Annotated in this window: 13 protein-coding genes and 1 pseudogene; 5 read left to right on the top strand and 9 right to left on the bottom strand. The window is 70.4% G+C overall.

Annotated elements, in window-relative coordinates:
* Positions 1-152: 152 nt before the first annotated feature.
* Complete coding sequence (locus tag M4D54_RS06700; protein ID WP_259890766.1) at positions 153-704, bottom strand: hypothetical protein; 552 nt, start codon at positions 702-704, stop codon at positions 153-155.
* Between M4D54_RS06700 and M4D54_RS06695 the strand changes: the two are divergent.
* The 3 genes and pseudogenes from M4D54_RS06695 to M4D54_RS06685 all read left to right on the top strand — a co-directional run.
* Positions 673-1,014: pseudogene (locus tag M4D54_RS06695) on the top strand (integrase core domain-containing protein); the annotation flags it as partial. The gene M4D54_RS06700 and the pseudogene M4D54_RS06695 sit on opposite strands and share 32 nt — an antisense overlap.
* A gap of 395 nt (positions 1,015-1,409) precedes the next feature.
* A complete protein-coding gene (locus M4D54_RS06690; protein ID WP_259890757.1) occupies positions 1,410-2,195 on the top strand; it encodes a helix-turn-helix transcriptional regulator in 786 nt (261 codons plus the stop codon).
* Positions 2,196-2,348: 153 nt separating this feature from the next.
* The gene (locus M4D54_RS06685) at positions 2,349-3,149 is read left to right on the top strand and encodes a VOC family protein (RefSeq protein ID WP_259890756.1); all 801 of its coding nucleotides are present in this window, start codon (positions 2,349-2,351) and stop codon (positions 3,147-3,149) included.
* 33 nt (positions 3,150-3,182) lie between these two features.
* On the opposite strand, the gene M4D54_RS06680 is transcribed toward M4D54_RS06685, so the two are convergent.
* The 7 genes from M4D54_RS06680 to M4D54_RS06650 all read right to left on the bottom strand — a co-directional run bounded on the left by M4D54_RS06680 (position 3,183) and on the right by M4D54_RS06650 (position 12,632).
* The gene (locus M4D54_RS06680; protein ID WP_259890755.1) at positions 3,183-4,772 is read right to left on the bottom strand and encodes an ABC transporter permease; all 1,590 of its coding nucleotides are present in this window, start codon (positions 4,770-4,772) and stop codon (positions 3,183-3,185) included.
* Entirely contained in the window at positions 4,769-5,686 is a 918-nt protein-coding gene (locus tag M4D54_RS06675) for an ABC transporter ATP-binding protein (protein WP_259890754.1), read from the bottom strand. The genes M4D54_RS06680 and M4D54_RS06675 overlap by 4 nt, the downstream gene beginning before the upstream one ends.
* On the bottom strand, positions 5,683-6,327 hold the full coding sequence (locus M4D54_RS06670; RefSeq protein WP_259890753.1) for a TetR/AcrR family transcriptional regulator: 645 nt from the start codon (positions 6,325-6,327) through the stop codon (positions 5,683-5,685). Before M4D54_RS06670 ends, M4D54_RS06675 begins: the two co-directional genes overlap by 4 nt.
* 126 nt (positions 6,328-6,453) lie before the next feature.
* A complete protein-coding gene (locus M4D54_RS06665) occupies positions 6,454-7,371 on the bottom strand; it encodes a PD-(D/E)XK nuclease family protein (RefSeq protein WP_259890752.1) in 918 nt (305 codons plus the stop codon).
* A gap of 99 nt (positions 7,372-7,470) precedes the next feature.
* Positions 7,471-10,587, bottom strand: coding sequence for a bifunctional [glutamine synthetase] adenylyltransferase/[glutamine synthetase]-adenylyl-L-tyrosine phosphorylase (locus M4D54_RS06660; protein ID WP_259890751.1), 3,117 nt, complete (start codon positions 10,585-10,587; stop codon positions 7,471-7,473).
* Positions 10,588-10,599: 12 nt separating this feature from the next.
* On the bottom strand, positions 10,600-11,937 hold the full coding sequence (locus tag M4D54_RS06655; protein WP_259789060.1) for a glutamine synthetase family protein: 1,338 nt from the start codon (positions 11,935-11,937) through the stop codon (positions 10,600-10,602).
* A 113-nt stretch (positions 11,938-12,050) separates the two neighbouring features.
* A complete protein-coding gene (locus M4D54_RS06650; RefSeq protein ID WP_193865881.1) occupies positions 12,051-12,632 on the bottom strand; it encodes a hypothetical protein in 582 nt (193 codons plus the stop codon).
* Positions 12,633-12,857: 225 nt separating this feature from the next.
* On the opposite strand from M4D54_RS06650, the gene panB reads away from it, so the two are divergent.
* Positions 12,858-13,685, top strand: a complete 828-nt coding sequence (panB, locus tag M4D54_RS06645) for a 3-methyl-2-oxobutanoate hydroxymethyltransferase (RefSeq protein WP_193865882.1) — start codon at positions 12,858-12,860, stop codon at positions 13,683-13,685.
* Between the two features lie 28 nt (positions 13,686-13,713).
* Here the strand turns inward: panB and M4D54_RS06640 are convergent, their stop codons facing one another.
* Positions 13,714-13,938, bottom strand: coding sequence for an SPOR domain-containing protein (locus tag M4D54_RS06640; protein WP_193865883.1), 225 nt, complete (start codon positions 13,936-13,938; stop codon positions 13,714-13,716).
* Positions 13,939-13,976: 38 nt separating this feature from the next.
* On the opposite strand from M4D54_RS06640, the gene map reads away from it, so the two are divergent.
* Entirely contained in the window at positions 13,977-14,864 is an 888-nt protein-coding gene (gene map / locus M4D54_RS06635; RefSeq protein WP_193865884.1) for a type I methionyl aminopeptidase, read from the top strand.
* The last annotated feature ends 68 nt before the right edge of the window (positions 14,865-14,932 follow it).

Genomic DNA, 14,932 nt, shown 5'->3' with positions numbered 1-14,932 from the left:
AAACCCATTACACAGAGGGAGGTCGACCACATCACTTCGGCGGATCAACGCGTACGCGGGTCGCCGCCGAACTCATCACCCAGGTGGCCGCCGCCCTCGACCTCCGACGAGACGCCGGTTGCCTCTCGCCCAGTCGACTGCCGCCCCAGGCGTCAGTCGGCCACCGTGGTCACGTGGAACACGCCTTCACTCACCGTGCACGCCCGCGGAGTCCGTGCAGCAATCGAGACCGGCGCTGCGGTGGCCACGCGGTCGCGCGTGGGCAGCCATGGACGCCCTTCCGCGACCAGGATCAGCAGACCGTGATCGTCGCCCACGGCGGCGAATCCTTCCGCCGGCGGTTCGCCGAACCAGTCGACACCGGCCTCGCGCTGGAACCGTTCCCGGAACGCCGCCACGTCCGGCAGCGCCAGGCCGACCTCGCTGACGCAGGTGATCGGCCAGGTCGGGCATTCACCATCCCCACGGGCTCGTTCGACGAGGCGGTCGTCTGGCTGCGGGAGCGGGGAGCCCGGATCCTCGACCGCGACGGTCAGACGGAGTTCACCTTCGCGGCCAGCTGGGACGCGCATTCGGTCTACTTCGACGGGCCATCGGGTGCCGTGCTCGAGCTCATCGAGCGCCGCCGCCTCGCGCCCATGCCGAAGGAGGAACTTGGAACTGCGAGGTCGCGCACATCTACGGCGTCCGGCGGACCGCCGCACGCGGGGAGACCGCGGGTCGCAGTTTCGATCCCGGAAGTTCGTCCACGCCCTGAACCAGCATCACCTCATCGGATCCATGGGCCAAGTCGGTGCTGCCGGTGATAACGCGGCAATGGAATCCTTCTTCGCGCTACTCCAGAAGAACGTCCTGGACCGGCGCCGTTGGCGCACCCGTGAGGAACTCCGGATCGCGATCATTACCTGGATCGAACGGACCTACCACCGCCGCCCGCGTCAGGCCCGCCTGGGCCGATTGACCCCCATCGAATACGAGACCATCATGAACCCGACCGTCACCCTGGCGGCCTAAACCAAGCTGACACCTGATCGTGCATCAGTCCCAACTCTGGTGAAGCCAATAGAAGGCGCCGACTCCCCGGAGCCCGCCGCACCAATGCTATTGCACGTTAGTTGCACGGCTCGACCTTAAGCCTCTCCGACCTCGCAGTATGCGCTACTCAAGCAGACCTACGACATCTGAGCCGCTCGCACCCGGTGAGCGCCTGACCCGACCGGTCGCGCGCACTTCACGAGGGCCCGCCCCGCTCGTACGGCACGTCCGTCCACGAGCGCGGCGGGCCCTCGACGTGCAGCACGGCTGCAGCCATGTACAAGCCGGGCAGTGTGCGGCATGCTGTCCAGCGCAGACCGCGGAGGGCGAGGAGCACCCCGGAGGCAACGATGACGAGGGACCAGCAGGCTGCCATGGATCGACCTCCGCCCATGCACCGAGTGGCGGCCGCGCATCTGCCAGGGGCAACGGGTCCTCTGGACGGCCCGGCCCTGGCCTCCGTCCTCGAGCTGGCGCGGTCCGCGGCCCCCACCCTCACCGCGACGGATCTGGCCGATCAGGCGGGCTACAGCCCCTTCCACTTCTCGCGCCTGTTCACGGCACGGCTGGGGATCGGCCCGGGCCAGTACCTCACGGCGCTGCGGATCGATGCGGCCAAGCGGTTGCTGCTCGGCGACTCGGAGCCCGTCGTGGACGTGGCCACGGCGGTGGGGTTCGACTCCCTGTCCAGTTTCAGCAGGCGCTTCAGGGAGACGGTGGGCGTGCCCCCGGGCCAGCTGCGCCGACTCGCCGATCGGGTGGCCGACCGTGAGCCCGCGCCCTTCGCGCTTCCCGGTGCGGATGCGCGGGCCGTCCGGGTGCACCTGGACCTGCCGGCAGCGGTGGAGGAGCGTGGCGATGCCTTGGTGTGGGTGGGCTGGTACCCGCAGCCTGCTCCCATCGGTCTGCCGGCCGCCGGGATCCTGGTGCGCGGCGAGAGGAGGCTGAGTGTTCCTCTGTGCCCGGCAGCACCGTGGCTGCTCGGCTTCGCGATCCCCTCCCGTGCCGACGTCCTCTATCACCTCGCCCCCGAGCGTCCCGTCGTCGCCGCGCACCCGCTGCCGCTGCACGCCCCCGGCGACCTCACCCTGCACTTCAGCGACCGGGGTGGCCTCGGGGTGCCGCTGCTCTCGGCCCTGCCGAGCCTGTGCCGCGCATGAGCTCGGGCATGAGGTCGCGACCGTGCGATCCGCACCCGGTTCGGTTCCGGTGCAGCGCAGGATCGGACAAACATGCGGGCCGTGCCCCGTCTACGGTCGAGACCGACGGAACCCACGCACCGGGCATCCCGGTCCCGCTCCTCTGGAGGAACCATGTCACGACCCACCGGCACCACCACCTGGCTCGACCTCGGCTCCACCGATCTCAGGGCAGCCCAGGCCTTCTACACCGAGCTGTTCGGCTGGGAGTTCGAGAACGCGGGAGAGGAGTACCACCACTACCACACGGTCCGCAACGGCGGTGCCCTGGTGGCCGGGGCGATGGACGTCTCCGGCATGACCTGCCCGGACGGCCAGCCGCTGACCAGCGAGTGGAGCGTGTTCCTGGCGGTCGACGACATCGACGCCCGGGTCGAGCGCGCCCTCGCCGCCGGGGCTCACGTGATCGTGCCCGCCACCGATGCCGGGCAGGCCGGGCGCCACGCCGTGCTCCTGGATCCCGCCGGAAACACCGTCGGCCTGTGGCAGGCCGGTCAGACCGAGGGCTACGAGTTCACCGGCGCCACCGGCTCACCGGTGTGGTTCGAGGTGATGACGCACGACTTCGAGCCCGCCGCCCGTTTCTACACCGAGGTGCTGGATGCACAGCTGGTGCCGATGACGGAGGAGATGGAGGACGACTCCTTCCGCTACGTCACCAATGGTGCCCAGGACACGGCGACCTGGGGCCTGGGCGATGCCACGGGTGTGATGCCCGAGGGCGAGGGCGGATGGCGGATCTACTTCGCCGTCGAGGCGTGCGATGCCGCCGTCGAGCGCATCCGAGAGCTCGGCGGATCGTTGCTGGACGGTCCGATCGACTCGCCGTTCGGGCGGATCGCCACGGTCGCCGATCCCACCGGCGCCTCGTTCCAGATCTGCGCTATGAGCGAGAAGGCACCGGAGGCCGGCTGAGGGTCGGGGATCGCGTGTCGGGTGTCGGCGAGGTCAGCCGCCTGCCAGGTCCCGGCGGCGCAGGCCCCACAGGCCCACTGCCACCAGCACCACCGCCAGCAGGGACATCACCACCAGGGGCACCGCCTCGACCTGCGCGGAGGGCACCAGCGGCACGTGGTGCAGTGGGGACAGGCCCAGCAGCCAGTCCGGCAGGCCCAGCAGGCCGCCCAGGAACGCCACGACCGATGCCCAGATCACCACGATCCACGCCAGGGGTGCCAGGCGCGCTTCGATGCCGTACAGCGCGAAGGCGATCGCTCCGCACAGGGCGATCGCGGGCAGGTAGGCGAGGGACGCCAACGCCATCTCGGGCACCCAGGCGGCGTCCTCGGTCGCGGTCCAGATGCCCACGCCCACCCCGAGGCCGAGGATCCCCTGCATCGGGAAGCACCACGCGGCCAGCAGACCGAGCCACCCCAGGGCGGCCCTCTGCCGGGATCGACCGCCGAGGATCATCCCGCCGAGCCGGCCGGAGGTCTCCTCGGTGCGCAGGCGCATCACGCCGCTCACGATCAGGCCCACCGGGCCCAGGGTGAGGAAGGTGAGGATCACGGCGGCGAAGGAGCGCACCATGTCGTCCAGATCCAGTGGGATCCAGTCCTGCACCATGGGCATCTCTGAGATCATGTCCTCCAGCGAGGTGGCGAGCATCCCGAAGGCCACCGCGAACAGCAGCAGCCCGATCAGCCAGGCGGTGAAGGAGCCGCGCAGCAGCCGGTTCGCCAGGCCCTGCGGCCTCACCAGCCCCCGCGAGGCATCGGCACGTCCCGCAGAGGCGCTGCGCAGGCCTGCCCCGAGGTCCCGCCGGTGTGCCAGGGTCATGGCAGAGGCGAGCAGCAATGCTGCGACACCGAGGCTCAGTACGAGCGGCCACCAGCGCAGATCCACGTAGGCGCGGGTCTGCTGGGCCCAGGCCAGTGGCGAGAACCAGGACAACCAGGATCCCTGGCGATCGATCACGTCTCCGAGCCCGCGCACCATGAAGGCGACCGCGAGGGCTCCGAGTGCCATGCCGGAGGCGGTCCCGGCGTGCTCGGTGATCTGGGCGGCCACCGCGGCGATCGCGCCGAACAGCAGGCCGCTCAGGGCGGTCGCGGAACCGAGGGCGATCGAGTCGGGCACCGCTCCCCCGGTGAACAGCACCCCGGCGCTCGCGGCGGCACCGACGGCTGCACTCGCGGCGGCGACCACCACCAGGGCGGCGACGGCGGGGGCGTGGCGGCCGACGGGCAGGGATCGCACCATCTCCAACCGCCCGGACTCCTCCTCCGCGCGGGTCAGGCGCACCATCAGCAGGATGCCCATGATCGCGGCCGGCAGGTACAGGTACAGGGCCAGTTCGTTGGCGACCATCGCCCACAGGGTGTAGTGGTCCTGGTCGAACATGGGCCCTGTCATCATCACCGCTGCGGGGTTGTCCAGCAGCTGGGCTCGGGCCTGCAGTGCGGCGGAGTCCGGGTAGGCCTCCTTGATCGCGACCACCGAGGCCGGCACCAGCAGCAGGAAGGCGAGCACCCAGATCAGCATCTGCCGGCGCACCGTGCGTGCGTAGAGCCGCAGGAGGTACCCGGTGCCCTTCACGACGCATCCCCGTAGTGCCGCAGGAACAGGTCTTCCAGGGACGGTGGGGTGATGGTCAGTCCGCTCACTCCCATGCGGGTGAGCACCGGGAGCACCCCGGCCACGGCGGTGTCGTCCACGTCGAAGCGCAGCCGGGCACCGTCCACGTGGAGGTCGTGCACGCCATCGAGGTCTCGCAGGGGCGAGGGATCCGAGGTCAGGTTCGCGGCGACCGTGGAGCGGGTGAGGTGGCGCAGCTGCGCCAGGGTGCCGGTCTCCACGTCGCGGCCGGCGCGGATGATGGTGACGCGGTCGCACACCTTCTCCACCTCGGCCAGGATGTGGCTGGACAGCAACACGGTGCGGCCCTGGTCGCGCAGGGCCCGCACCTCCTGGGTGAAGATGGCTTCCATCAGGGGGTCCAGTCCGGAGGTGGGTTCGTCCATCAGGTAGAGGTCCACGTCCCGGGCAAGGGCAGCGACCAGGGACACCTTCTGCCGGTTGCCCTTGGAGTACGTGCGGCAGCGCTTGGTGGGATCGAGTTCGAACCGTTCCAGCAATTCTGCGCGGCGCCTGCGGGCGTCCCCTCCCGGGGCGGGACCCATCAGCACGTCGATGGCCTCCCCGCCGGTGAGGTTCGGCCACAGGTTGGTGTCCCCGGGAACGTAGGCGATGCGCCGGTGCACCACGACCGCGTCCGTCCAGGGGTCCATGCCGAGGATGCGGGCCTGGCCGGAGGTGGCCTGGAGCAGTCCCAGCAGGATCCGGATGGTGGTGGACTTCCCGGCTCCGTTGGGGCCCAGGAACCCGGTGACCTGTCCGGTGGGCGCGGTGAGGGTGAAGCCGTCCAGGGCCCGTGTGCGGCCGAAGGTCTTCACCAGGTCACGGATGGTGATGGCCGCATCGGCCGGTGCAGGGGTGTGATCCGTGGTCATGATGTCTCCTGCGGGTCGGAGCTCTGGGCCCGATAGGCCTCGAGCATCGAGGAATCGGTGAGCAGGGGCTCGGTGAACAGCTCGAGGTAGGGGTCGATGATCCGCGCGGAGTACTCCCCCATCCACCGGGGCAGCTCCTCGACGTCGAGGTGCTCCTTCTGGGCGGGCATCTGCAGCAGCAGTGCGCCGAGGGCCATCTCGGTAAGCAGGCGGGCCCGGGCCTCGGGGTCCCGGCTGGGACGGATCACCCCGGCCTTCTCCCCATCGGCCAGATACGCGACCGAATCAGCGACGAAGTCGGCCACCAGCTGGGCGGCCATGGGGCCACCGGCCTGGAGCCGGCGCAGCACGTAGCCCACGGCCGGGGCGTACTGCTCGGCCTGCGCCATCTGCGTGAGCATCTCCCCCGCGCCGCCGGTCATCACGGCGGTCTTGCTGGCGCGGGTGAGCTGGAGTACCTCGTGGTCGCACGCGGTCAGCAGGCCGTCACGGGAGCCGAAGTGGTGGATGATCAGGCCCGCGGTCACGCCCGCGTCGGCCGCGACGGTGCGCAGGCCCGCGTGCAGGCCGTCCATCGCGAAGCGACGCACGGCGGCCTGGAGGATGCGGGATCGGGCAGTCAGCTCCGTCGTTGAACCCATGTTCAATACTCTAAACACCTGTTCAATGCCAGGTCAAGAGGTGGCGCAACCACGGCGCGTCGGCCAGCAGGGAATGGCGTGGTCTCCCGCGAGGAAGGCCAGCCGGTGAGCGAGGGAGAGGGCCGCTCAGACCAGGCCGTCGAGCCCGTCCTTGGTGCGCAGCAGGGACAGCAGCAGTGACTTCGGGTCCTGCGCCTTCTGCAGGGCGCAGTCCTCGGGCTCGAAGGACCACGAGCGCCGCAGGGAGCGGAACACCTCGAACTCTGCGTCCCCGGTGCGCAGCGGCACCGCACTGTAGCCACCGCCCTCGGGCAGGTGCACGATGAACGCGCCGGTCAGCTCGGGCATCTCCCGGGTGGTGCCGTCGTCGTCCAGCAGCTGCTCGGCGCGCACCACGGCGACCCCCTGCAGCGCGTAGTCGCCGCGTACCTTCTTGGAGGTCTTGATGTCAGCGCTCAGGAGCGACCCGCCCACCTTGACGATGGCATCGGTGGTCCCCGCATAGCCGACGGTGTGGTTGACGACCGTCTGCTCGACCTCGATGAACTCCGGCTGGAAGTCCTCCAGGAACGCGCCGTACCCGTCCAGGCGCTGGTCGGCCCGCCCCAGCAGGGAGTCAAGGTCCCGCTCGGCGGCGAAGGCTCCGGAGGCCTCCCGCTGCTGGGCGGCGACCTCCGTCATCGTCGCGCGGGGCGGCCGGGAACCGCTGGTGCCCCACAGTTCGCACAGGGAGTGGACGAAGGTGCCGAAGTCGGCTGCGCTGCGGGTGTACTCCTCGGCCGCAGCGGCGATGCGCTTCTGGGTGCCCCACCTGTCGCGGGAGACCCGAGCGATCTCCGCTGGGGCGCGATCGGGGTTGCGGTCCAGCCAGGCATACATCTCCAACGCCCGCTTCGAGGCCATGGTGGCGTACCAGCCCTGCAGATGATCCTTGGCCCGCATCCCCGCCACCGTGGTGATCGAGGGGTACATCAGGGGCCCGTCGGGCTCGAGTCGGTACATGCGGCCGCGCGACGTGTCGGCGCTGAGCTTAGGGCTGGTCATGGCTCCTCGGGCGGACGAATGCATCAAACGGGCGGGCTCTCACCGCGCACAGGCGGCGGGGACGCGCCCCAGGGTACGCCGTGACCGGGGCGTTCCGGCTCAGATGCCGAACACGACGCGCTCGACGATGTGGCGCGCGCGACGGGTCTGACGCAGGTAGCGCTCCTCCAGCTCCGAGGCCGAGCCGGCGTCCCCGTCGATCAGGTGGGCCAGCGCCCGCAGCTCGATGCGGTCCGAGGGCAGCACCGCGCCCTCCCGGCCCTTCCACAGGAACAGTCCCCGGCGCACCTGCCAGGCCAGCGTCCACGCGTCAGCGAGCTCGCGCATCTCCCGGTCGGACAGCAGTCCTGTCTCCGAGGCGGCGCGCAGCACCCCCAGGGTGTCGGTGCGGCGCAGCTGCTCGTGTTCATCTGCGTGCTCGAGGGCGAGCACCTGGGCGGTCCACTCCACGTCGGTCATCCCGCCTCGGCCCAGCTTCAGGTGGCGGGAGGGATCCGCCCCGCGGGGGAGCCGTTCGGACTCGATCCGCGCCTTCATCCGGGAGATCTCCCGTCGCCGGGCGGGGTCGAGCCCGTCGGTCGGGTAGCGATGGCGATCCAGCTCCTCGGTGAGCTGTGCGGCCAGGGCTTCGGAGGCCACCACCGGGCGGGCACGCAGCAGGGCCTGCTTCTCCCAGGTGAGCGCGTCGCGCCGGTAGTACTCGGTCCAGCCCTCCAGGCTGCGCGCCAGCAGCCCGTTGCGCCCCTCGGGGCGCAGATCGGCGTTGACCTTCATGTCGGCGCCGGCTGCGGGGGCGTTGAGGATGTGCTGGACCTGGCTGGCGATCGCGACCGCGATCTGCCCTGTCTCCTCCCCCGCACCGCGATCCACCGCGATGAACTGCACGTCCGCATCGGAGGAGTAGCCCATTTCGCGGGCCCCGAAGCTGCCCATCGCCAGGATCGTCATCTCCACGCCCAGCGCTCGGGCCGGGTCCGAGCGCCGCTCACGCAGTTCGTGCGCAGTGCTCTCGTCGACCTCGCCCTCCCCGCCGGGGTCGCCCTCGACATCGAGCGGATCCGTGCTCTCTCCGATCACCTCGCGCTCCTTGGCCACGGCGTGGTACGCCACCAGCAGGCCTGCCTCGAGCACGGCCTCGGCCAGGTCGGTGAGCGCTCGGGCCACCTCCATCGGCTCGATCAGGCCCACCAGGTGTGCCAGTGCGATCCGCAGCAGCTCCCGCCGGCGCGTGCGGCGCAGCAGGTCCTGCGCCTCCTCCACCGACTGGACGCGGGTGATGACGGCCAGGAACTCCCGCCCCAGCACGTCCCGGTCCAGGGGCATGAGATCCTCGTCCCTTGCCAGCCAGCGCACGGCCTCGGGGATCTGCTCGAGCTGCTCGCCGACGAAGCGGCTGCCGGCCAGCACGCGCGTCAGTCGCTTGGCGGCCACACCGGAGTCGCGCAGCAGGCCCAGGTACCAGTGCGCCGAACCGATCTCGTCCGAGAGCCGCCGGAAGGCCAGCAGCCCCAGGTCCGGATCGATGCCGCTGGCGAACCACTCGAGCATCGCTGGCAGCAGCTGCCGCTGGATCGAGGCACGGCGCGAGATCCCCTCGGTGAGGGCCTCGATGTGGGCCAGGGCCCGGCCCGGGTCCCGGTAGCCGATGGCCGCCAGTCGGGCCTGCGCGTCCTCCGGGCTGAGCCGGATCTGCCCGTCGCTCAGCTGCGAGGCCGTCACCAGCAGGGGACGGTAGAAGATCTCCTCATGCAGCTGCCGCACCCGGCGCCGGGTGCGGTCGTAGCGCGCCGTGAACTCCTCGGCGCCGAGCCCCATCGTGCGTGCCAGGCGCCTGACATCACCCTCGGAGGTGGGCATCACCTGGGTGCGACGAAGTCGGTGCAGCTGCATGCGGTGCTCGATGCTGCGCAGGAAGCGGTAGGCCTCGTCCAGTTCGGCGACGTGGCCGCGGGAGATGTAGCCTCCCTCGCCGAGACGCGCCAGTGCCTCCAGGGTCGAGCGGGCGTGGATGTCGTCATCCGTGCGGCCGTGGACCATCTGCAGCAGCTGGACCGTGAACTCGACGTCCCGCAGCCCTCCCGGGCCCAGCTTGATGTTCCGCTCGACCTCGGAGCGGGGGATGTGGGCGACCACGCGGCGGCGCATCGCCCGGGTGTCCTCCACGAAGCCGTCCCGCTGCGAGGCCTTCCACACCCAGGGCGCCACCATGGAGGCGAAGTCCTCCCCCAGTGCACGGTCGCCGGCGGCGGGCCTGGCCTTGAGCAGAGCCTGGAACTCCCAGGACTCCGCCCACTTGTCGTAGTAGCGGCGGTAGGAGTCCAGGGTGCGCACCAGGGGGCCGTCCTTGCCCTCGGGCCGCAGGTTGGCGTCCACCTGCCACAGGGTGCCCTCGGCGGTGCGGTCCGAGCACACCCGCGCCAGTTCGCGGGCCAGCGCGGAGCCGATGCGCACCAGCTCGTCCTCGTCCACGTCCTGATCGGCATCCGCGGCGGGGGCGATCACGTGCATGACGTCGACGTCCGAGATGTAGTTGAGCTCCCGTGCGCCCGTCTTGCCCATGGCGATCACCGTCCAGCGCACCGCCCGGTGCCCGTCGACGGCGGCCCGTGCCACCGCGACCCCGGCATCGAGCGCGGCATCGGCGAGGTCCGCGAGCGCTCGGGACACGGCAGGCTGCACCTGTGTGGCATCCTCCGCGCTGACATCGGCGGCCGCGATCTGCACCAGTCGCGCGTGGTAGGCGACGCGCAGGGCGTCCCGGGCCTCCCTCCCGGTCGCTCCCGCCACCGGGACGTCATCGCTCGGATCCGCCTGGACAGCGCGCAGCAGGTCCTCCCGCACCGATCCCACCGGGACCGCCAGGGCGTCCTGCCTCTCCTGCAGGAAGGCGAGCTGCTCGGGGTGCCGCGCCAGGAAGTCCCCCAGGGCGATCGAGGTGCCCAGCAGCGTCACCAGGCGCGTTCCGGGGCTGCCCGGCTCCCCCACCTGGCCGAGGAACTGCTGCATGAGCTCGTGGTGTCCTGACTTCTGTGCGGCCTCGGCCAGCCTGAGAAGTCCCAGTACGGCGTCGTCGCCGTCCGCCGTGGCGCCGATGGTCCCCGCCGCTCCCTCCGCGAGGCCCGACAGCGCGGGTTCGGACAGGAAGCGCTGCACCCGATCGGTGCGGCTGAATCCCAGTCGCGCCAGGGCGCCGGTGGTGGTGGGCGGCTCACTCATCGCTGCACCCGCTCAGATCCGGCCGAAGGTGGAGGCCAGCTCGTACTCGGTGACCTGCTCCCGGTAGCGGTGCCACTCGTTGCGCTTGTCCCGCAGGAAGAACTCGAAGACCTGCTCACCGAGGGTGCGCGCCATCAGCTCCGAGGACTCGAAGCTCTCCAGCGCCCGGAACAGGTCCGTCGGCAGCGGCTCGATCCCCATGGAGCGGCGCTCGTTCTCCGTCAGCTCCCACACCGCGTCCTCCGCACCCTCGGGCAGCTCGTACTTGCCCTCGATGCCGGCCATTCCCGCGGCCAGCAGCACCGCGAAGGCGAGGTAGGGATTGGTGGCGGAGTCGGCGCCGCGGAACTCCACCCGGGAGCTGGTGCCCTTGGTGGGCTTGTGGAAGGGGACGCGCACCAGGGCGGAGCGGTTGTTGTGCCCCCAGCACACGTAGCTCGGGGCCTCCTGCGCGCCCCACAGCCTCTTGTACGAGTTCACCCACTGGTTGGTGACCGCGCAGTACTCCGGGGCGTGCTTCAGCAGCCCCGCGATGAACTGCCGTCCCATGCGTGAGAGGCCGTACTCGGCACCGGGCTCGTGGAAGGCATTCTTGCCGCCCTGGAACAGCGACAGGTGGGTGTGCATCCCCGAGCCGGGCTGGTCGATCATCGGCTTGGGCATGAAGGTGGCCACCTGTCCCATGGACAGGGCCACCTCCTTGACCACGGTGCGCAGGGTGACGATGTTGTCGGCGGTGGTCAGCGCGTCGGCATAGCGCAGGTCGATCTCGTTCTGCCCCGGCCCGTTCTCGTGGTGGGAGAACTCGACCTGGATGTTCATGGCCTCCAGGTTCTGGATCGCCGTGCGGCGGAAGTCCTGGCCCTGACCGCGGTGGACGTGGTCGAAGTAGCCGGCATTGTCGATGGGGCGCAGCTGGCTGCCCGGCTCGTAGGGCTCCTGGAACAGGTAGAACTCGATCTCGGGGTGCGCGTAGAGTTCCAGGCCCTGTTGCTCGGCGGAGCTCAGGGCCTCCTTCAGCACGCGACGCGGGTCCGAGGCGGCCGGCTCGCCGTCGGGCGTGAGCACGTCGCACATCATGCGCGCGGATGCATCGGAGTCACCCCGCCAGGCCAGCACCTCGAAGGTGCCCGGATCCGGGCGCAGGATCATGTCGGACTCGTAGCTGCGGGTGAGGCCCTCGATGGTGGAGCCGTCGATGCCGATGCCCTCGGTGAACGCGGTCTCCAGATCCGCCGGGGAGATCGCGATGGACTTCAGGGTGCCGGCGATGTCGCAGAACCACAGGCGGATGAAGCGCACATCCCGCTCGGCGACCTGGCGGATGACGTCGTCGTGGAAATGTTCCATGTCGCCAGTGTGCCGCACCGGGCCGGGACGCCGCTCGGATCCCGGCCCGGCGCGGACGCGGAGCTGCGGCAGGGCGCGTCAGGTTCGCTGGGGAACACGCTCCCCAGCGAGCCTCACAGCTCGATGTGGAAGTACCACTGCCCGTCGGTGTGCTCGACCATGGGCAGCGGGAAGGGCTCCCCGCCCATGATCACCGTGACGGCGCCGTCAGCGTTCTCCTCGGCCTGCAGCATCGCCGGCTCGACGGCGTCGAAGGTGCCCGGCTGGATCGAGCCGTTCGCACCGATCTCCGCCTCGAGGCTGTCGGCGCACTGCTGGAGTGTCTCACCGGCGGGCGGTTCCCCGGTGGTCGGATCGAGGGTGAAACCGCAGGCAGCCTCGTAGTCGCCGTCGTCGACGACCTGGAGGAACTCGACGAAGCGCTCCTTGGCGCCGTCCAGGTTCGCCTCGCCCGCGGTGTCTCCACCACCGTCGCTGGCAGCCGAGTCCTTGGAGGACTCCTCCGTCGTCTCCTCCCCGGTGGTCTCCACCTCGGCGGGCTGCTCCTGCTGCGCAGGCTGCTCCTCGGTGGTCGGCGCAGCAGGATCCTCATCGCCGCTGCAGGCCACAGCCCCCACGGCAAGGGCCAGGCCGCCCAGCCCGACGGCAGTGCCTCGGATCGCACGCTGTGCGACGCTGCGGATGGTTCCACGCATGGTGCTCGACATCGGTCAGTCCCTCCCTCTGTACCGGGGCTCGCCCTCGCGGCCCCGTCGCCAGACTGCCACAGTCACGGGGTCCCGCATCGTCGCCGCCGCGCATCGGCCCCCGCCGACGGGGCTCGGGCACCGTGCTGGACGTAGGCTGGAGGTCCCCCGGCGCCGCGAACCGGCGACGCGCAGGGCCAGCAGATCAGTCCTCCGATCCCCCAGGAGCTCCCCATGACCACCGCTTCCGGCAGCGGAACCGTCGGCCCCGCGAAAGTGCGCATCCGTCACCTGCAGGACGCCAAGGGGCGCGGCAGGCCCTTCACCATGCTCACCTCGTATGACCAGTTCACGGCGCGGGTGTTCGAAGCGGCAGGGATCGATGTGCTGCTGGTGGGTGACTCCGTGGGCACCACCGTGCTGGGCCACGAGTCCACCACCGCCACCACGCACCAGGACATGGTCACGTTCACCGGCGCCGTGGCGCGCAGCGTGCATCGCCCCCTGATCGTCGCCGACCTCGCCTTCGGCACCTACCAGACGGGACCGGCCGATGCCGTGCGGCACGGCGTGGATCTGGTCCGCGCGGGCGCGGAGATGGTCAAGCTCGAGGGCGGGCAGGCCTTCACCGAGCACGTGCGGGCACTGGTGGACTGCGGGATCCCTGTGATGGGGCACCTCGGCTTCACCCCGCAGTCGGTCAACGCGCTCTCGGGTCACCGGGTTCAGGGGCGCGATCAGGCCGCTGCGGACAGCCTCGCCGAGGACGCCCTGGCCCTGCAGGAGGCGGGCGCTTCGGCGATCGTGCTCGAGCTCGTGCCCGCTGCCGTCTCCGCCCGGATCACCGAGGTGCTCGCCGTGCCCACGATCGGCATCGGTGCCGGGCCGGACTGCGACGGCCAGGTCCTGGTGTGGCAGGACATGGCGGGGCTGTCGGGCTTCGAGGGACGCTTCGTGAAGAGGTTCGCGAACCTGCGGGCGGAGCTGCAGCGTGCAGCGGCGGAGTACCGCGAGGAGGTCACCTCCCGCTCGTACCCCGCCGCGGAGCACTCGTTCGAGTGAGGGGCGCACACCCCGCTGGACAGAGGCGTCAGCGCGCCTCCGGGCTCACGCCCTCGTCAGGGGGCTCGCCCCACTCCTCCCACTTCTCGTCCTCGTCCTCCCACTTCTCGTTGCGCGCGGCGGCGCTGTCGAGAGCGCGCTGCGCCTCCTCACGGGAGGCGTAGGGGCCCATCAGCTCGCTGCCGTGCGACTGCCGCCCCTCCTCCACGGTGCCGTTGGTGAGGTTGTAGTAGTACTCGGCGGATCCGGCCACGGCGGACTCCTCTCCTCGTCGGTGAGAGACTTGCACCCATGACTGTAGAGCAGGGTTGGATCCGTCCCGAAGGCCGCGCCCCACTGATGCCCGGCACCATCGGCCCCCGTCGAGCCGTTCCGGCACACATCGAGAGGCCGGAGTACGTCGACAAGGACGAGGCAGTCTCGGACTCCGGCCCGAAGGTGCAGAGCGCCGATGTGATCGAGCGGATGCGAGAGGCGTCCCGGATCGCCGCCCTCGCGCTGCAGGCCGCCGGCGAAGCCGCCTCCCCCGGGGTCACCACCGACGCGATCGACGCTGTCGTGCACGACGTGCTCGTCACGGAGGGTGCCTACCCCTCGACGCTGGGCTACCTGGGCTTCCAGAAGTCCTGCTGCACCAGTCTCAACGAGGTGATCTGCCACGGCATCCCTGACTCCACCGTGATGCAGGACGGGGACATCCTCAACGTGGACGTCACCGCCTACATCCACGGCGTGCACGGCGACACCAACGCCACCTTCCTGGTGGGAGACGTGGATCCGCGCATCGAGGAGCTCGTCGAGCGCAGCCACGAGGCGATGATGCGCGGCATCCGGGCGGCGAAGATCGGCCGGCAGGTCAACGTGATCGGACGGGTGATCGAGAAGTACGTGGGCCGCTTCGGCTACGAGTCGGTGCGTGACTTCACGGGCCACGGCGTGGCCGAGGGCTTCCACAACGGCCTGGTGATCCCCCACTACGACTCCGCGCCCATGTTCGACGACGAGATCGCCGAGGGCATGACCTTCACGGTGGAGCCCATGGTGACCATCGGTGCGCAGGAGTGGGAGCAGTGGGACGACGGCTGGACCGTGGTGACCAAGGACCGCTCCTTCACCGCCCAGTTCGAGCACACCCTGGTGATGACGGCCGAGGGTCCGGAACTGCTGACCGTGGTGTGAGCTTCTGCCACACTGGGGCGATCGCACGTTCGGCACGGCCGCGCATCTCGCAGGCTCGTGCACCGCAT

Origin of the sequence: Brachybacterium sp. p3-SID1565 (assembly GCF_025143785.1) — a bacterium.
In the GTDB taxonomy this organism is placed as follows: Bacteria; Actinomycetota; Actinomycetes; order Actinomycetales; family Dermabacteraceae; genus Brachybacterium; species Brachybacterium epidermidis.
Note: the sequence above shows the minus strand (reverse complement) of the source record. Positions and strands in the feature narration are given on the sequence as shown.